17 protein-coding genes are annotated in these 17,824 nt (G+C 35.7%); 3 read left to right on the forward strand and 14 right to left on the reverse strand.

Annotated features, from left to right (window positions below; translation table 11 throughout):
- Nucleotides 1-11: 11 nt before the first annotated feature.
- The 7 genes from SM124_RS20265 to SM124_RS20295 all read right to left on the reverse strand — a co-directional run bounded on the left by SM124_RS20265 (nucleotide 12) and on the right by SM124_RS20295 (nucleotide 7,477).
- Nucleotides 12-1,016 (reverse strand): ABC transporter permease, encoded by a 1,005-nt coding sequence (locus SM124_RS20265; RefSeq protein ID WP_322448360.1) that lies wholly within the window; start codon nucleotides 1,014-1,016, stop codon nucleotides 12-14.
- 1 nt (nucleotide 1,017) lies between these two features.
- Nucleotides 1,018-2,523: a sugar ABC transporter ATP-binding protein gene (locus tag SM124_RS20270; protein WP_322448361.1), complete on the reverse strand. Its 1,506-nt coding sequence runs from the start codon at nucleotides 2,521-2,523 to the stop codon at nucleotides 1,018-1,020.
- A gap of 157 nt (nucleotides 2,524-2,680) precedes the next feature.
- Nucleotides 2,681-3,799, reverse strand: coding sequence for a sugar ABC transporter substrate-binding protein (locus tag SM124_RS20275; RefSeq protein ID WP_322448362.1), 1,119 nt, complete (start codon nucleotides 3,797-3,799; stop codon nucleotides 2,681-2,683).
- A 528-nt stretch (nucleotides 3,800-4,327) separates the two neighbouring features.
- Nucleotides 4,328-5,050: an amino acid ABC transporter ATP-binding protein gene (locus SM124_RS20280; RefSeq protein ID WP_322448363.1), complete on the reverse strand. Its 723-nt coding sequence runs from the start codon at nucleotides 5,048-5,050 to the stop codon at nucleotides 4,328-4,330.
- Nucleotides 5,047-5,703, reverse strand: a complete 657-nt coding sequence (locus SM124_RS20285; RefSeq protein WP_322448364.1) for an amino acid ABC transporter permease — start codon at nucleotides 5,701-5,703, stop codon at nucleotides 5,047-5,049. The genes SM124_RS20280 and SM124_RS20285 overlap by 4 nt, the downstream gene beginning before the upstream one ends.
- 112 nt (nucleotides 5,704-5,815) lie before the next feature.
- Entirely contained in the window at nucleotides 5,816-6,631 is an 816-nt protein-coding gene (locus tag SM124_RS20290; RefSeq protein WP_322448365.1) for a basic amino acid ABC transporter substrate-binding protein, read from the reverse strand.
- Between the two features lie 606 nt (nucleotides 6,632-7,237).
- Entirely contained in the window at nucleotides 7,238-7,477 is a 240-nt protein-coding gene (locus tag SM124_RS20295) for an excisionase family DNA-binding protein (RefSeq protein ID WP_322448366.1), read from the reverse strand.
- Between the two features lie 196 nt (nucleotides 7,478-7,673).
- On the opposite strand from SM124_RS20295, the gene SM124_RS20300 reads away from it, so the two are divergent.
- Entirely contained in the window at nucleotides 7,674-8,051 is a 378-nt protein-coding gene (locus SM124_RS20300) for a hypothetical protein (protein ID WP_322448367.1), read from the forward strand.
- A gap of 98 nt (nucleotides 8,052-8,149) precedes the next feature.
- Here SM124_RS20300 and SM124_RS20305 read toward each other — a convergent pair whose 3' ends face one another.
- From SM124_RS20305 to SM124_RS20330, 6 genes are all read right to left on the reverse strand, one after another.
- Nucleotides 8,150-9,319: a saccharopine dehydrogenase family protein gene (locus SM124_RS20305; protein WP_322448368.1), complete on the reverse strand. Its 1,170-nt coding sequence runs from the start codon at nucleotides 9,317-9,319 to the stop codon at nucleotides 8,150-8,152.
- A gap of 5 nt (nucleotides 9,320-9,324) precedes the next feature.
- Nucleotides 9,325-10,077 (reverse strand): amino acid ABC transporter ATP-binding protein, encoded by a 753-nt coding sequence (locus SM124_RS20310; RefSeq protein ID WP_322448369.1) that lies wholly within the window; start codon nucleotides 10,075-10,077, stop codon nucleotides 9,325-9,327.
- Between the two features lie 19 nt (nucleotides 10,078-10,096).
- Nucleotides 10,097-10,747 (reverse strand): amino acid ABC transporter permease, encoded by a 651-nt coding sequence (locus SM124_RS20315; RefSeq protein WP_322448370.1) that lies wholly within the window; start codon nucleotides 10,745-10,747, stop codon nucleotides 10,097-10,099.
- A 15-nt stretch (nucleotides 10,748-10,762) separates the two neighbouring features.
- Entirely contained in the window at nucleotides 10,763-11,578 is an 816-nt protein-coding gene (locus tag SM124_RS20320; RefSeq protein ID WP_322448371.1) for a transporter substrate-binding domain-containing protein, read from the reverse strand.
- A 294-nt stretch (nucleotides 11,579-11,872) separates the two neighbouring features.
- Nucleotides 11,873-13,225 (reverse strand): M20/M25/M40 family metallo-hydrolase, encoded by a 1,353-nt coding sequence (locus SM124_RS20325; protein WP_322448372.1) that lies wholly within the window; start codon nucleotides 13,223-13,225, stop codon nucleotides 11,873-11,875.
- Between the two features lie 236 nt (nucleotides 13,226-13,461).
- Nucleotides 13,462-14,634, reverse strand: coding sequence for a sensor domain-containing diguanylate cyclase (locus SM124_RS20330; RefSeq protein WP_322448373.1), 1,173 nt, complete (start codon nucleotides 14,632-14,634; stop codon nucleotides 13,462-13,464).
- Nucleotides 14,635-14,962: 328 nt separating this feature from the next.
- Here SM124_RS20330 and SM124_RS20335 point away from each other — a divergent pair, with 328 nt between their 5' ends.
- Together SM124_RS20335 and SM124_RS20340 are read left to right on the forward strand one after the other, a co-directional pair.
- Entirely contained in the window at nucleotides 14,963-15,727 is a 765-nt protein-coding gene (locus SM124_RS20335) for a metallophosphoesterase family protein (protein WP_322448374.1), read from the forward strand.
- Nucleotides 15,728-15,875: 148 nt separating this feature from the next.
- Nucleotides 15,876-16,706 carry a PaaX family transcriptional regulator C-terminal domain-containing protein gene (locus SM124_RS20340; RefSeq protein WP_322448375.1) on the forward strand — a complete coding sequence of 277 codons (831 nt, stop codon included), beginning with the start codon at nucleotides 15,876-15,878 and terminating at the stop codon, nucleotides 16,704-16,706.
- Nucleotides 16,707-16,775: 69 nt separating this feature from the next.
- Here the strand turns inward: SM124_RS20340 and pdhA are convergent, their stop codons facing one another.
- Nucleotides 16,776-17,822: a pyruvate dehydrogenase (acetyl-transferring) E1 component subunit alpha gene (gene pdhA / locus SM124_RS20345; protein ID WP_322448376.1), complete on the reverse strand. Its 1,047-nt coding sequence runs from the start codon at nucleotides 17,820-17,822 to the stop codon at nucleotides 16,776-16,778.
- Between the last annotated feature and the right edge of the window lie 2 nt (nucleotides 17,823-17,824).

Genomic DNA, 17,824 nt, shown 5'->3' on the forward strand with positions numbered 1-17,824 from the left:
TCAATACCCTCCTAAGATTTCATCTTATAGTATGTTAACGCAAGTGCGAATGCTAAAACGGTTCCTTTTACGATATCCATAGAATAATATGGAACCGACATCATGACTAACCCGTTTTGAAGGATCCCGATTAAAACAGCACCAACAAATGTACCAAATGCATTTGGTTTACCTGCACCTAATACGGAGAATCCGATAAACGCTGCAGCAACAGAGTCCATTAAATATGGAGCACCTGCATTAATTTCCGCTGTCATAACACGTGAAGCTAACACGATACCACCGATAGCGGCAAATAGAGCTGACATTAAATAAGCCATTACTTTATATTTATTTACAGGGATACCAGATAGTCTTGCTGCTTCTTGATTCCCGCCAATTACGTACATGTATCTGCCATGCTTTGTATACGTTAAGAAAATATGAACGAGAACAACAGCTACTACCATGATAATAATAATCCATGGAACTTGGCCAAGCTTTGCAAAGAACGGGCTAATAACACCTGTAGAGAAAGTCCCATCAGGCATAATCATGTTTTGTGAGACAGTTGCTCCCTTTGTATAGGTTAGAGCAATACCTTGGATGATGAACATAGTTGCTAGAGTCATTAACATATCAGGTATGCGCATTTTTACAATCATAAATGAATTTAGAGCACCAACAATTAATGAAGCAGTAATAGCAGCAATAATAGCCACTAATGTATTTTGTGAAAACCATACAAACATAGAAATAACAATAGCATTTGATAACGACGCTACGGAGCCTACAGATAGGTCAAATCCGTTTACTGACAAAGAAATAGTAATACCAATGGCAATAATAGTAACGATAGAAATGGATCTTAATATGTTAATGATATTCGATCCTTGCATAAAAGAAGGATTAGCAACCGAGAAAACAATCACAAGTGCAAGGATTGTTATAATTGTTCCGTATTTATATAGGAAGTCAAACAGTTCAAAACTCTTCTTTTTAGGAGTTTCTTTTTGAATGGGATTTGCAGCATTCATTTTACTTTCCTCCTGTTGAGTAAAATAAGATTTCTTCTTCATTTGTTTTATTTGTATCAAGCTCTTTTACGACTTCACCATCGTATACGACGTACACACGATCCGTAATTCCGATAATTTCCGAAAGTTCACAAGAAGCATAGATAATTGCTTTCCCTCTCTTGGCAAGTTCAGAAATTAGATCAAATATGTCTTTTTTTGCCCCTACGTCAACACCCTTTGTTGGTTCATCGAAAATATAAACATCAGCTTCTGTAATGAGCCACTTCCCAATCGCTACTTTTTGTTGATTTCCACCTGATAAATTTTGTACCTTTGTTTGTTCAGATGGAGTTTTAATACCTAGACTCTTGACCATTTCAACAGCAGTTTTCTTTTCCTCTTTAAAATTTAGTAAGCTGAAAATGTTCGTGAATCTCTTCAGGTTAGCAGAGGTTAAGTTTGTAGCAACTGATTCTAGAACTAATATTCCTTCTTTCCTTCGCTCTTCTGGAACTAAGGCAATTCCTTGTCTCACCGCATCATGAGGATTTTTAATTTTAAGCTTTTTCCCATGAAGATAAACATCACCAGCCGTAACTTTTGTTGCCCCAAATAAAGCCTTACAGAATTCTGTTTTTCCTGCCCCTACAAGTCCAGCTACTCCAACAATTTCTCCTGCTTTTACTGACATATCAATGCCTCTAATTTTATCTATATCATGAAGTCCTTTAACATCCAGGACTGTATTGCCAATATTCACATTTTGTTTAGGAAATTGCTCTTCAAGTTTTTTGCCTAGCATTTGCTCGACAATTCTATTTTGAGTTGTCTCTGCAATTCTTTCTTTTGAAACAAATTCACCGTTTCTCATCACGGTAATATCATCACATATCTCAAATAGCTCTGGTAATCTATGCGAGATAAAAATAATTCCTACGTTTCTGTTTTTTAAATCTGTAACAATTCTAAAAAGTTCATTGGTCTCTGAGTGACTTAATGGAGCGGTTGGCTCATCTAAAATTAGAAACTTACAATCTTTCATAATAGAACGAGCGATAAGAACCATTTGTTTTTCTGCCAAAGTTAATTCACTAACTAATTTTTTTGAGGACACATTAATTTTCATACTTGCCAAAATTTTTGTCGCTTTCTCATGAATGGTTTTCCAGTTAATTAACTGCTTTTTTCCCATGTCGTTAACGGTTTCGTTTAACATTATATTTTCACCAACCGTTAAATAAGGAATCAATGCTGTATCCACTTCTTGATAGACAATCTGAATCCCTAGATTTTGAGCATCTTTTGGTGAGGTAATGTTCACTTTTTGACCATCTAAAAAAATCTCTCCAGTAAAGTGGTTGTACGCACCTGATAATACCTTCATTAAAGTTGATTTACCTGCACCATTTGCTCCTATAAGAGCATGAGATGTACCTGTTTCCGTAGTAAAATTAACTTCATTTAAGGCCTTTACACCTGGAAATTCAATTGAAATATTCTTCATTTCTAATAGAGTTATAGCCATGTTTGTGACCTTCCTTCCAACTAAATGTACATTCATGACTCGAGCCCGAATCGGATGGAGTTTTAATTTGGTTTAGCCATGCGAAAGAGCCTAAAACAGAAATCATATAAAAGGGCCTGACCCTCTAAACGAGTCAAGCCCTGATTAAGGTCATAAATTACTTTTTGTAGTATTCTTTTAACGTTTTCATCCACTCTTCTTCAAATTCTGAAGATTGCCCCCAGCCCGTAACGATGTTCGCAAGGTTCACCATGTTAACTGGATCTTTAGAAGTTTGAAGTTGTTCTTGAGAGATTAATGATGCTTCTAAATCATAAGTGTCAGGAGTTTCTTCACCAGCAATCTTCTTAGCTAAGATTCTCATATCGATAGCACCAATTAATTTCGGATCAACTGCAGCTGTATACTTCCAAGGGTTACCTTGTTCTTGCATTAATTGAAGGTCAGCGTTTGATACGTCAATACCATAAATTTTAATTTCATCTCTGCCAGCCTCTTTAAGAGCACGTGCAGCACCAATAGCAAAAGCATCCCAAGTTGCAAAAATTGCGTCAATTTCACCTTTTGGATGTTTGTTTAACATAGCCGCAACAGCATTTTGAGTTTGTACAGATGTGTCTGCTGCTGCAACACCAAAGCGTCCTACTTCCTTAATTCCTGGGTTACTAGATAATACTTCTTTGTAAACATTGTTACGTCTTACCATTGGTGGGAAACCGTCTACCCATAAATAAACTACTTTTGCTTCACCGTTAAAATCCTTTACTAATTGATCTAAAGCTAATTTCGCTAAAGCTTCATCATCTTGTGAAGTTAAAGTTACCCCTTCCGCTCCTGCAACATCAGGATTTGAATCAAACGTTACTACTTTTTTACCTTTAGCTACTAAGTTTTTAACAGCATCTACAGTAGCAGCATCATCACCGTGTGAGATAATGAATCCATCATAATTTTCTTCTGCAGATTGAGCGATTGCATCATGGAATTTAGCTGTATCTCCATTAGCAGTAAATACGTCAACTTTGAAGCCCATAGCTTCTCCCTCTTCTTTAGCACCCGCTAAAAACTGAGCCGTATGATCGTCACCGCCAATTTTTCTAATTACTTTAATTTTTACTTCTTTACCATCTTTGAATCTTTCTGGAACGTTTTCTAATGAAACATTTGTATTACCTTTTGGTTGATCGGATGCCTTTTCCCCTGATGAGCAACCAGTTAGCATTAAACCTGCGGCAATGACTGAAATCATTGTTCTTTTGAAGAAACCTTTTTTCATACTAGCACTCCCCTTTTTACATAATGTAAATGATTATAACTAGTATTTTTTATAAATACTAGACTTTAAAACTAAGTAAAGCGCTTACAAAATCAATTATTTGAAATTGTTGAAATTTAATTAAATTTTATCACCAATACGATGTTTATACAATATAATTTTGGTTTTTAACTATATTTGTTTGGTTTTTTGTGAGAGTTATCTATTATTTTGTTTGTATTTATGTTAGTTTTAATTTACATTATGTTATTTACCAATAATATACATGGGTATTGTTTACAAATATAGTTTGATTTACGTAAAAAACCTTTATAAATAAGATAAATTACATATTTTTACACAAAAAACCAACGATATAGTTAATCATTGGTTTTTTATATTGCATAAAAAGGCTGAAATCTTGATTTCATTCAAAGTTTTCAGCCTTTTTTAATTAAATGTTATTTATAGTGTTGGTTTCTACATATAAAACTCTTTGTTCTATTAAAGTATTATTCCTACTTTTTAATATATTTGGTTTTCTTACAGTTACAACACCTTACTCAGAAATGCCTTGGTTCGGTCCTGCTGAGGTTTTTCAAATAACTCTTTTGGTTCATTTTCTTCTATTATATAACCACCATCCATGAAAATGACTCGGTCTCCAACTTCACGAGCAAATCCCATTTCGTGAGTGACGACCACCATCGTCATTCCTTCTTTTGCCAATTGTTTCATTACTTCTAAAACTTCTCCAACCATTTCTGGGTCTAATGCAGAGGTTGGTTCATCAAAAAGCATGATTTTCGGTTCCATCGCTAATGCCCGCGCAATAGCTACACGCTGTTTTTGCCCTCCTGATAAAGCGGAAGGATAGGCATCAGCTTTATCAGACAATCCTACTTTTTTAAGTAACTCCAATCCTTTTTCCCTTGCCTTTTCTTCAGGAACTTTTTTTACTTTAACAGGTGCGAGCATAATATTTTCAAGAACCGTTTTGTGAGGGAATAAATTGAAGTGCTGGAACACCATCCCTACTTCTGTACGAATCTTATTAATATCTACTTTTTTATCCGTGATATCTGTTCCTTCTATTAATACATGACCATCTGTAATCGATTCAAGTAAATTAATGCATCGAAGGAAAGTCGACTTCCCAGAACCAGACGGCCCAATGACTACTACCACTTCCTGTGGCTTGATCTCAATGTTAATATCCTTTAAGACTTCATTCTGTCCAAATGTCTTCTTTAAACTTTTCACTGTAATCATTCTGTTGTCAGCCTCTTTTCAAGTCGGTTTAGTAAGTAACTTAACGAAAGAGTGAGTACAAGATAGATTATGGCTGCTGCTAAGTATGGCTCCCAAACACGGTAGTATTGGCCGGCCATAGCTCGTCCCCAATACATGATTTCTGGTGCTGCAATAATGGCTGCAAGAGAAGACTCCTTAATTAACACAACAAATTCATTCCCAAGTGGTGGAATCATTCTCTTGAAGGCTTGAGGTAAAATGACATATCTCATTGCTTGCACATGTGTCATTCCTAGTGTACGAGCAGCTTCCATCTGACCTTTATCAATAGACTGAATTCCAGCACGAAAGATCTCCGCAATATATGCAGCTGCGTTTAGTGAAAGAGCAATGATGGCAGCCGTAATAGCATGTGTTTTACCTAAGAATGCAGGTACTACTCCAAAATGAATAAGTAAGATTTGAACGAATAATGGCGTTCCTCTAAAGAAAGTAATATACCAATTAAACGGCATGGCAATCCATTTATTTCGGACCATTTTTCCAAGGCCAATGAATAACCCTAGAATCGTTCCTATCGCTATACCAGCTAAGGAAAGTCCGATTGTTAATAAAGTCCCCTTTAGTAAAAAAGGAGCATATTCCATAATGATATCAAAACGAAAATCCATCCATAATCCTCCTTATTAAGGCAAAAATTGCGTAACACTTTGTAGAGTTACGCAATCTGTGTGTTTGTAACTTAGATTACTTGTTGCTATCGATTTTATTAGTGAAAATAGTCTACTGCTGGGCTTTTAAATTCTCCACGTCCGGCTCTGATCCGAACCATTCTTTGTAGATTTTTGCATATGTGCCGTTTTCGAATACTTTATTGATTGCTGCGTCAAATTCCGCTTTTAATGGACTTTCTTTCGCAAACATTAATCCATAATATTCACTTTCGAAAGCATTTGCATCTTCAACAACTACTAATTTATCATTCGGATTATTTTTAGCATATTCTTCAACAACCGTGTTGTCCGCAACCACTGCGTCTGCACCGCCACTGTTTAATTCCATGATTGCTAAGTTATTGTTTTCAAATTTCTTGATGTCTTTATTGTTTTTACCAAGAAGAGCTTCCACTGCTTCTTGACCAGTGGTTCCATTTTGAACAGCAACCACTTTTCCTTTTAGGTCAGCCGCACTCTTAATATCGCTGCCCTCTGGAACTAGGATTTTATTTGTTGATAAAAAGTAAGGTACGGAAAAGTCATATGTTTGCTTACGATCGTCGTTAATCGTAATGGCCGAAATACCTACATCAGCAATTTTATCCTTCACTTCTACGAAAACAGGATCCCAACCAACATTAACAATCTCTAATTCGTATCCAGCTTCTTTTGCTACCGCCTCAATGAAATCCACATCGAAACCAACTATTTCCCCTTTGTCCATATACTCGAATGGAGCATATGCCGCATCTGTTACTACCTTAAGAGTTTTCTTTTCTTCTCCTCCTGATTTTCCGCCATCTACTTGGCTAGTACCACAGGCTGATAGAATAAAGACCATACTTAACAGCATAATAAATGAAAGCTTTCTAAACTTCTTCAATGTATATCCCCCTTTAGATATGAAAATACTTACAAATTTTGTTTAAATATTCAGTATTTTTAGATTTGTTGTTATTATACTTAAAATTATTTTTTTATGCAATTATTCATTTCTGTAAATGTTTAGTAGAAAGTAAAATGTAGATTTACTATTATAAAATAGTAATAAATGATTACATAATTCTGAAACTATATGATAAAGTCTATGATTAATTTTTTGTTGTTATAACTAAGATATTAAAAACTCTTTTTATAAGGCTATTGATATTTTGAACTGTTCTATTAGTTTGTCCGTTGATTTCCGGTCCAGGCACTTGCTTTCCGCGAGAAGAATTAATGAAAAAATCCAAAAGCCGATTTTTTCAAAGGGCAAATTCTTCCTCGGGGAGGAAGTCGAGCCTCCTCGCCGTGCCGTCTGTGGGGTCTCGACCTTTCCTCTACATCCCGCTGGAGTCAAGTGCCTTCCCCTCCAATCAACTCAGTGCTCTATACTAAATAGAAAAGGAAGTGGAGAAAAAACCAATTTTCTCTACTTCCTTTAGTTAAGGGACTTAATGAAAAGCACCCCTAATTTTTGAGTACTACAGAAGCAATATTAAATTATTTTTTAATCCTCATCTTTAACATCTAAGTCTTCGGGGATTGGCTCTTGAAGTATTTCTTCTACTAGTTTTTTATATTTTTCAACTTGGTCGATGTGTGTGTTGAATTGCTCTTTATAGATTAAGTATTGTTCACCATCGTGTATTGCGCGGATCTTTTTTTGTAGTATTAGGCTTTCTATGTATGATTCGGGGTAAGAAAGGTATTCTGCTGTTTCTTCTATTGTTAAATACAATGAGATCATTCCTTTGTTAAAAACTTATCTTCCTTTCTATACTAGCACATCCCCTTATTTCTTTTAAATCTTTCCATACCATTCCGACTAAATAAGTAGATAACATATACAACCACTATAGCGTTTTTCATAGGCATCCGCCCTGTCACTCTCTAATCATCTACATAAGTTATATGGATTACACTTAGAAAGAGGAGGGTTTCCAATGTATCCATATTATTATCACGGATATGCCCCAATGCAAATGGACCCTACAATGTCCTATCAGTATGATCCATATTCATTCACCCAAAGTTTAGATGTTGAAAGACAACCACAACAATTAGAGAGAAGAATAGCACAATTAGAAAGACAAAATGAAAATCAAACTAGAGAATTAACCCGACAAAATCAAGAAATTAGACGTTTAAACAGAGAAATTGAGCGTATTAATGAAGAAATTAGAAGACTAAATGGAGAGGTGACACGTTTAAGTCGTAATGATGAAAGACAAACGCGACGTTTAAACCGTTTAAATCAAAGGCTTCGCGCAGTGGAAAATAGATTATCTATTCCTTTTATTGCGGGTGAGGATGGGTTTTAATTAGTGCTATATTATTAACTACTTTATGGTCAATGGTATGGCAGGAAAACCTTTAGGTTTCCCTGCTCTACCGTTGCTACTGCTCTACTTATATACTATCAAATGCTAACATTCTCATAGGAGTAAGACTTTTCAAACTTAATATGAATATTCCTTTGTTTTAATTCTTCCATAAAAGGATCAAAGTAATCTCCTATTATTAATTCTTCGATGGAAACTACACCACTCTGTTTTAACGTACCATTTGCAAGCCACTCTGTTAGAATTACAGCTGGATATCCTGTGGTTCTCGCCATAGAGGTAATATTTTTTTCATTATCATATAAATCTACCATTTCCCATTCCAGCTTAACTGATTTTCCATCCTTTTTTCCTTTAACCGTAACTCTTAACACTGTAATATCTTCGTTTGATTCACCCTTCATCTTAGGTTCTAAAATTGCCATTGAGAGTTTACGTGGACATACCTTCATCCCCTCAATTATTACTTCATCCTCATCTAGAAATCCCAATTCAGCTAGTACAGCCATCTTATCCCAATGACCTTTGTAACGAACGGTTTTTTCATAAAGCCTTTTTACTTTATTTTTCAAGGTAAATGCCACACTGTGAGCATCGGTGATAACCGCTTCACATTCTCCAACAGGGTTTGGAAAATGTAATGTTTCTTTTCCACTTAGTGGAGGCAGTTCTACTAAGTGTCCATTTTCAGCTGCTAAAGCTGGTCTTGTGTATAGACCCATCACACTTTCTAGTCTAAACACTACTTGATACCATAATGGTGGTAGTGGGTGTCTCGGAATTCCTCCACAAATCATCACAGCTTCTTCTGCTTCATCCAGTAATTCAATACCTCGGGCTGCTAAAAAATTAGTGATTCCTGGTGCCACCCCAGCTCCAGGTACAATTAGAACACCCTTTTCTTTCGCTTCATTGTGAAGTTCTGCTTTTTCAAGGTACTTCGAGCCGACCAAATCAATTAAATGGCATCCTCCTTCAATTGCAGCCTTTACTGCTGGTAAACTTAAAAAGTGAGGTAAACACGCTACAGCTATATCTACTTCCTTCATAATACTAACTAGTGTGTCCCAGTCATCTAAGGTAGCTATTCTTCCTAAAACCTTTGACTGGTTAGCATCTTTTAAGCATCTGTCTAGGTTAGATTGGGAAGTATCTACTGCAATGATTTCTAAGATTGAATCGGCCTTAGCAAGTTCACATACAATCATATTCCCAATCATACCTGTTCCGAGTACTGCTACACGCATTTTGTTCACTCCTTCTTTTCAATAATGCTTAAGAACTTACGTGTCCTTTCTTCTTTAGGCATTGTGAAGATTTCTTCCGGTTTACCTTGCTCGATGATTTTGCCACCATCCATAAATATAACCCTGTCCGCAACTTCTCTGGCAAATCCCATTTCATGTGTAACTACCACCATGGTCATTCCTTCCCTAGCTAAATCCTTCATTACTGTAAGAACTTCTCTTACTAATTCCGGATCAAGGGCTGAAGTTGGTTCATCATACAACATGACAAGTGGTTCCATTGCAAGTGCTCGCGCTATTCCAACCCTTTGTTGTTGTCCGCCTGATAAACGTGAAGGATAGTGGTCTCCTTTTTCTGCAAGGCCTACTTTTTCTAGTAATCCTTCAGCCAATCTTTTGGCTTCAACAAGGGGCATTTTTTTAATAGTGATAAGACCTTCCATTACATTCTGAAGAGCTGTTTTATGAGGAAATAAGTTAAATTGTTGAAAAACAAATCCTGTATGTTGTCTTAGGAGTCTAATTTGATCTTTTCTTTGTTTTGTTGTTTTTCCTCCTGCTTGTATCTCATAATCTCCCATACGAATCATTCCTTCGTCAGGCTCCTCAAGAAACGTTGCACAGCGTAATAATGTTGATTTCCCAGAACCACTAGGCCCAAGAATAACAACTACCTCACTTTTGTTTACATTTAAATTAATTTGATCTAAAACCCTATTTAAACCAAAACTTTTACTGATTCCTTTAAGTGTAATCATTATATCTATTCCCTTCTATTTAAAGCTGAACATGGCGAGACATTCTCATTTCTAATCTCGTTTGTAAGAGTGTAAAGACCATACTTAACACCCAATAAATGAGTCCTGCCAATAAATAAAAAGGTAAAGGTTCAAATGTTCTCGCTATAATTAGTGAGGTTGTTTGGAGTAATTCAGTTACTGTTATAACTGAAACTAGAGATGTATCTTTAAGAAGTCCAATGTATGTGTTACCTATTGTAGGTAAGGCTGTTCGGATACTCTGTGGAATAATAATTCGTCTCATCGCTTGGCTATAAGTCATCCCGAGCATTGATGCTGCTTCCATTTGCCCCTTATCAACGGATTGAATGGCAGCACGGAAAGATTCCGAAAGATATGCCCCTACATTTATGCTTAAAGCAATTATCCCTGAAGTGATTGGATTAAAGTGTATTCCAATTTGGGGGAGACCAAAGTAAATAACATATATTTGAACTAGTAATGGAGTTCCTCTAATAATAGATACATAGGTTGAAGATAAATTATATAAAATTTTATTTTTCGAAATACGAGCAAGGGCTGTAAAAATACCAATAACTAACCCTATCAACATTGACACAACTGCTAAAGTCAACGTTACAAGAGTTGCTCCTAAGAGAATAGGGAGCGAGCTAAAGATTTGGTCCATTCCGAGTCCCCCATTCTATTGAAGAGTAGGCTCGACTCCAAACCATTTCTTATATATGGTTGTGTACGTCCCATCCTTTTTCATTTCAGCTAAAGCTTTGTTTACTTCACTAATAAAATCCTCATTTCCTTTTTTAACAGCCATTCCAATAAGGTCCTTATTGACAATATCACTAGTAATCTTTATTGGAAGGTTTTGATTTTTTATGTTATACCCCATTACCAACTGATCGTTCATAATTACGTCCAATCTTCCGTTCATTAAATCCTGTATATATTCATTAACATTTTTATAGGTTTGAACTTTCGCGTCACTGACCCCTCTTACTACTTCTTCAAAAGTTGTTCCTCCACCAACCCCAACTTTCTTACCAGCAATATCTTCTAACTTAGTAATATCGTTTGTATCGTTACGTGTAATTAATACCCCACCTGTTTCAACATAAGGATCTGTAAAATCTACACTTTTCTTTCTCTCTTCTGTTATACTCATTTGTGCAATGATAATATCAAATTTATCTGCCTTTAACCCTCCAATTAATCCATCCCAGGGAGTTGCTACAAACTCTACTTCCACGCCTAACCGTTTGGCAATCTCACTAGAAATATCTACATCAAATCCATCGTAATCTTTTCCATTATCTTTTAAAAAATTGAAAGGCATATAAGCACCTTCAAATCCTACAGTTAATTTACCAGTATCTTTAATATTAGCCAGAACTTTTCCTTTTCCGCTTTCCGATTCAGCTCCGTTATCCGTTTTAGAACTGCAGCCTATTAATAAAAAGCTAGCCATTAACACAAAAAACATACAGTTAAATATCCTTTTCATGCCCCTTTACCTCCCTTTATTCTTAAAACTCTTCCATTAGAACGCAACATTACTGAACCTAATCTATATAACAAAACGTCTATCAACCTCCTTTATATTGTGAATATTTTGAATATTATTATTTTATAAAACCCCTTCCATACAAACCATATATAATATATACAAAAAAACGAGCTATAGTTACTTATTATTTGTACTATTTTTCTATAGATGATTTTAAAAGATATATAGGATATTTATTTACACTGAAAATAAATAGAGCCGAATCAAATTTGATTCAGCTCTATGCTTATTCTACTTTTTTATTAACTGATACACCGAAGCTCCAACTAAATCCCCTGCTTCCTTCAACCTTTCGCTACTAATATGCTGGGTCGTATCAAGTGGTGTATGATAGTATGGCTCAAGTGACGCTGTTCCTGGTTCACGGCGAATAAAGTTTACTGCTGGTATACCCGCATCATGGAAAGATACATGGTCAGATGCTCCACGTTGGTATAAAACTAATTCTGAAGGTGTGCCAATTCGCTCAGCTGTTGCTATTGCTGTTTCAGTGACAATATTTGCTTGACCATCTAGTGTATTCATATAAATAGCTGTTGCGTTTTCCCAAGAAGTGCCGACCATATCCATATTAAAGTTAGCGATACTACGGCTTACTTCATCTTCGCTTAATTGTTCGACATAGTACTTAGAGCCAAGTAAACCAATCTCCTCTGCCCCTACAAAGACAAATCGAACTTCTTTATCAATTGGATAGCTTTTTAAGACCTTCGCAATTTCTAATGCAACCGCTGTTCCTGATGCGTTATCGCTTGCTCCAGGGGCAAATGGTACACTGTCAAAGTGCGCGGAGACATGTACTATATCATGATTTTCTCCTTTATTAGGAGTGCGTGTTGCAATAATGTTTTGTGATTTCCTGTTTTCAAGCAGGGTTACTTCAAAAGATACTGTTTTATTTTGTTCTACCACATCCCGGAGTAGTGCTTCCCCACTTGCTTTCGTTAAACCAGCCACTGGTATGGAAACATTTCCGCCAAGAGATGGGTTGAGTGGTGTAAGTTGAGTTCCATTATCATAGATTAGGACTGCAGTAGCACCAGCTGCCACCGCATTATCTACTTTCGCTCTAAATGTAATTTCACCTCTTGAAATAAGAGCAATCTTTCCTTTTGCTTCATCTGTAAAATCTTCAAGCTTTCCTAAGCCTGCATCATATAAAAAGGAAGTAATCCCTTCGCTATTAGTAGCTGCAGAGCCTGAAGGAATAGTTACCGCTACCTCTTTTCCATCACTAGTATGTAAATGTCCCACTCCCATATTTGGTATACTGAATTCTTGTGTTTCCACTTGATAGCCATAGGACTGTAGTTTTTCTCTAATAAAATCGGCAGCTTTTTGTTCACCCTCTGTTCCAGCCACACGAGGTCCAATTGTATCTGCTAGATAACGTAAATCCTCAAAGATTTGGTCAGCATTAACTCTTGCAATTACTTTTTGATCAAAAGCCATTGAACTAGGATTCACTACATTTTTAACTGCTGCCTCTACCGGAACTGTAAATCCTGCTGGTGTTACATATAATCCTGAAGTTAGCATTAGTGTAGTAAGTAAAACAGCCGAACGTTTTTTCCCTTTTTTCAAAGAAATTACCTCCTAAGATTTACTAGATTACTTAGGTTGTATTCGCTTTCTTTTTTCTTCTAACCTCTTAACTTTGCCAAAACCATTCTATTAACCTAGCGAATATTTGCTTTATAGTAAATTAGAAGTCCCCTTTATTTTGCTTATCAAGACTTAAGACCGCTGAATTTTTTCCTATCTTTAGGAAAATTAAAAAAAGAAAAAACAGTAGCCATCTAAGCTACTGCTAATGATTCTTATGAAAAAACAAGTTGGTTTTTCCCTTGTTCCTTTGCCTCATATAATGCTTCATCAGCTGATTTCTTTAATGTATCAACGGTCATACCATTGTTCGGATAGTGAGCAACACCGGAACTAATGGAAACATTAATCTTATTGTTGAAAATATTGATAGGATTAGCTGAGTAAAATTCAATCAAACGTTTGTATAAATTCCTTACTCCCTCTTTTATGTCTCCGTTTATAATGACCATGAATTCATCGCCGGCATATCTGTAACCTGTAATTTGATCAGTCATGATGCTCTTAATACCATCTGCTAACAAACTCAGATATAGGTCCCCAATGTCATGTCCATAGTTATCGTTTACTCTCTTTAAATTATCTGAGTCAATCATTATCAAAGTGATATCGCGGTTTCCCTCTTTAATAAGGCTGGATAAATCCTCATGGAATGCTCTATAGTTTTTCAGTCCAGTAAGTTCATCCGTTATTGTCATCTTATAGATTTTTTCATAGAGTCTAGCTGTTTCAATAGAATTAATCACATGGGTTCCAATGATTTGGAGTAATTCCTCATGTTCTTTTCTATAGGCAAAATTGACATCACTTTGTGCCGATAGTACACCTCTTACGCTATCGTCTATAATAACTGGAACAAACAGGCATGACGTTGTTTCTGTTTCACCAAAGGACGAATCAAATTCCTCTTTTACTAAAGCTTCTTTATGGTGAATGATTTCTCGTGTTTGAATTACTTTTGAAGCATAGTTATCGCCAAATTCCGCCCGTCGTCGTGGATAAAATTTCCCTTTGTCGGCCATCAGAACAAATTCAATTTCCGTGTCCCCTTCATTATATAAAGCAATATAAAAGGAATCGGTAGGCATAACTTTTGAGACCATTTCATGTGCTTTTTTTAGAAGGGTCTCCTCATTCAAGGTTTTACTACAAATCTGTGCAAATTCATGTAAAATACGATAGTGTTTGTTAAGCCAACTCATATTCTCTAACTGAACATTTACATCTTGTAAGCCTAATAATAAAGAGTCAACCACTTCTCTATCTTCATCATCTTCAAGGTTTTCATTAAAAAAGTCGATCGTTTCTTTCGATAAAATGTTATGTTTAGAACCAATATCCCTTACAAGTGCATTTAGCAAGAGTAAAGCCTGCTTATTATTTTTCATAATAACACTTCCATACAAGATTGTTTTTATATATAACTTTAATAATGATTTTAATGCAAAATGAAACGATATAATGTATATATTTTAAATTAAAATATCTTGAAACAATACTACTATACACCAATTGTTAATACTTTGTAATAATTCAGTATAACTAGCACATTCGGTTAAATCAGAAATTCTCGCAATTGTAATAATATTCTATAAATAGGTAAAAAAACCTTCTACTTACTACCTCCTTTAGGGGAAAAAGTAACCATAAAAGGAGAAAAGCTTCCTTCAGTAGAACTAAATAATGACTATTCAACAGGTTGAAAGGAGAATGAATATGCAAAGCATTGCAGTAATTTCTGATATACATGGAAATATGACGGCACTTGAAGCTGTAATAAAAGATATACAAAATAGAGGGATTGATAAAATCTTTTGTTTAGGTGACCTGGTTGGTAAAGGACCTAAACCTGGCCAAGCAGTTGACCGTATTAGAGATATTTGTGAAGTGGTTGTCTACGGGAACTGGGATGAAGGGATCCAAGAAAAACAAGAATATGAACCCAGCATTTGGCAACAGAATCAATTAGGTGTAGAAAGGCTAACTTACCTCGGAAGCCTCCCTTTTCACTATGACTTCTATATGAGTGGTAAATACATACGCTTGTATCATGCTTCCGCTAAAAGTGTTCACCATCGCGTGGTACCTTGGATGCACCCGGCTGAAGAAATAGAGGCCATGTTTGAAAATAGTGAGTGGATTACCCCTCTAGAAGATAATAGAATACCTGACGTAGTAGGATTTGGTGATATTCATGCAGCTTTAATACAAAATGTATTTCGCCAAAAAACATTGTTTAATGCAGGAAGTGTAGGAAATCCACTCGATATTCCTCAAGCTACTTACGCAATCCTTCATGGAATATATAACTCCAAGGAGCCTGGGCCTTTCTCCATCGAAATCGTTCGTGTTCCTTATGATATTGAAAAAGAAATTGCTATCGCCGAAGAAATGAATATGCCAGGACTAGAACCCTATGCATTTGAATTGCGTGAGGCAATTTATAGAAATTCACCTAAGGCAAAGGATTTTTTGAAGTAGTGAAAAACCAGCAATCTCTTTAGGGGAATGCTGGTTTGTTAGTTTTAATTTAAATTAACGTTCGTTTCCTTTTGAAAAAACTTTAATCGCTACATAAAGGTTTCTATTATTTAGGACATAAGATACTATTATCACAGAGGTGAAATAAATGAGTATCGAAAAGCAAATATTATACCTTCTTTCAAAAGTAGATCAAATGGAAGGTAAGGAAATTATAAAAATATATGAATCAATGAACTATTTACCTCAGACCGTAAGAAATACTTTTACAAAGCTAAAAAAAGAACATTATATAGTTGCTACAGACCGTTCTACATACCGTATTACTCCAACAGGTCAAAAGAGTATTGAATCATTATATTCGAAAGTTAATTATTATAATCAAACTTGGGACGAAAAATGGTACATGGTTTTAACTGAAATACCTGAGACCAATAGAAAAAAAAGAGATGCTTTTCGTAAAGGACTTATTGAATTAGGTTTTGGCCAGCTTTACAAAAGTGTTTATATCAATCCTTGGAATAAGACAGAGGCAGTCATCCATTTAATAGATACACTTGAAATTGATCCATATGTCACCATGCTAGTTACCAATCAATTCATCTTAAACGATATTGGTACGATAGGTTCACGTGGAACTAATATATCAACAAATATTTGGAACATAAATGAAATAGATCTATTATATAAAGAAAGATTAGAATGGTTTTATAACGAAATTGAGCCAAAAGTAGACAAGTATACTAAAGACCCTTCTCGTCATTCATTAGAGCTCTTTATTTGTTATCTGAAAATGATTGAAGCGATGGATGATTTACTAACCTTGGATCCCATGCTTCCACCACAATTCGTACCTCCTAATTGGGTAGGGACAATTGCGATATCCACATTTGAGAAAACACTAGTTAAGATAAAGAATAATATAGATAATGACTCCGCTTATTCTCCTTTTTTACAAGAGGGAGAACAAGCCTTTTAGAAAACTAGCCACTAGTAGCTAGTTTTTTTACATACAAAATCTATTATTAACTGTAAACGGCACCTCTTTTTACCGTTGTAGATTTTTGTTTTCATACATGTAACGATGAAGGTCCTCTAATGTTTGAGGTCCAAGTAAATCGATTTCCTTAATTGCTACTTTTATTTCCTCTTTTGCTTTTAAAATAACTTCTTCCTCCATGTCACTGTTCCAAAGCCCACGTTGCTCCAAAAATTTTCTGTACCGGTCCAATGGGTCCTTTTGTTTCCAAACATTTTCCTGTTCTGCCTCTCTATATAGTTTGGGGTTATCACCTGAAGTGGAGTGAGGGCCAAATCTATAAGTCATGCACTCGATTAACGTTGGTCCATTTTGATTAATGGCACGCTCCCGAGCATCTTTCATTACTTTATAAACAGCAAGTACATCCATTCCGTCCACTCTTACTCCAGTAATACCTGCAGCAACCGCTTTTTGTGCAATGGTTTTTGCAGCTGTTTGTTTTGATATTGGAGTTGAAATAGCATATTGATTGTTTTGAACAATAAATATAGCCGGTGCATTGAATGCTCCTGCAAAATTCATTCCTTCGTAAAAGTCACCTTGTGAAGATCCTCCATCACCGGTATAAGCTACTGCAACTCCCTTTTTCCCTCTTTTCTTGATACCAAGAGCCACTCCAGCCGCTTGAGTTATTTGAGCACCAATAATGATTTGAGGAGGTAAGGCATTAACTCCTTCAGGAAACTGTCCTCCTTGAAAATGTCCCCTTGACCATAGGAAAAGATTCGTTAGTGGGACACCGTGAAAGAATAATTGAGGAATATCTCGATACCCTGGCAAAATCCAATCCTCTCTATGCAACGCAAACCCAGTTCCCACCATAGAGGCCTCCTGTCCTGATGTTGGAGCATAAAACCCTAGTCTCCCCTGACGGTTCAACATAATAGATTGTTTATCTAGCGTTCTAGTAAAAACCATTCTGTTCATTAACTCAATTAATTCATCATCCTTTAAGTCTGGGATATCTGATTGATTCTTAATATTTCCTTCTAAATCTAAAACACTAACCTCCCTAAAAAAATCATCCACTTTTTGTTCATATGTCGACTGCATAC

The sequence above is a fragment of the Robertmurraya mangrovi genome, from assembly GCF_034427655.1.
Taxonomy (GTDB): Bacteria; Bacillota; Bacilli; order Bacillales; family Cytobacillaceae; genus Robertmurraya_A; species Robertmurraya_A mangrovi.

Coding starts and splice junctions, on each gene's coding strand:
- SM124_RS20300 (WP_322448367.1), top strand. CDS start 7,674: ATGTATCCATATTATTATCACGGATATGCCCCAATGCAAATGGACCCT.
- SM124_RS20320 (WP_322448371.1), bottom strand. CDS start 11,578: ATGAAAAGGATATTTAACTGTATGTTTTTTGTGTTAATGGCTAGCTTT.
- SM124_RS20305 (WP_322448368.1), bottom strand. CDS start 9,319: ATGCGTGTAGCAGTACTCGGAACAGGTATGATTGGGAATATGATTGTA.
- SM124_RS20310 (WP_322448369.1), bottom strand. CDS start 10,077: ATGATTACACTTAAAGGAATCAGTAAAAGTTTTGGTTTAAATAGGGTT.
- SM124_RS20265 (WP_322448360.1), bottom strand. CDS start 1,016: ATGAATGCTGCAAATCCCATTCAAAAAGAAACTCCTAAAAAGAAGAGT.
- pdhA (WP_322448376.1), bottom strand. CDS start 17,822: ATGCAGTCGACATATGAACAAAAAGTGGATGATTTTTTTAGGGAGGTT.
- SM124_RS20275 (WP_322448362.1), bottom strand. CDS start 3,799: ATGAAAAAAGGTTTCTTCAAAAGAACAATGATTTCAGTCATTGCCGCA.
- SM124_RS20295 (WP_322448366.1), bottom strand. CDS start 7,477: ATGATCTCATTGTATTTAACAATAGAAGAAACAGCAGAATACCTTTCT.
- SM124_RS20285 (WP_322448364.1), bottom strand. CDS start 5,703: ATGGATTTTCGTTTTGATATCATTATGGAATATGCTCCTTTTTTACTA.
- SM124_RS20330 (WP_322448373.1), bottom strand. CDS start 14,634: ATGAAAAATAATAAGCAGGCTTTACTCTTGCTAAATGCACTTGTAAGG.
- SM124_RS20335 (WP_322448374.1), top strand. CDS start 14,963: ATGCAAAGCATTGCAGTAATTTCTGATATACATGGAAATATGACGGCA.
- SM124_RS20315 (WP_322448370.1), bottom strand. CDS start 10,747: ATGGACCAAATCTTTAGCTCGCTCCCTATTCTCTTAGGAGCAACTCTT.
- SM124_RS20340 (WP_322448375.1), top strand. CDS start 15,876: ATGAGTATCGAAAAGCAAATATTATACCTTCTTTCAAAAGTAGATCAA.
- SM124_RS20280 (WP_322448363.1), bottom strand. CDS start 5,050: ATGATTACAGTGAAAAGTTTAAAGAAGACATTTGGACAGAATGAAGTC.
- SM124_RS20270 (WP_322448361.1), bottom strand. CDS start 2,523: ATGGCTATAACTCTATTAGAAATGAAGAATATTTCAATTGAATTTCCA.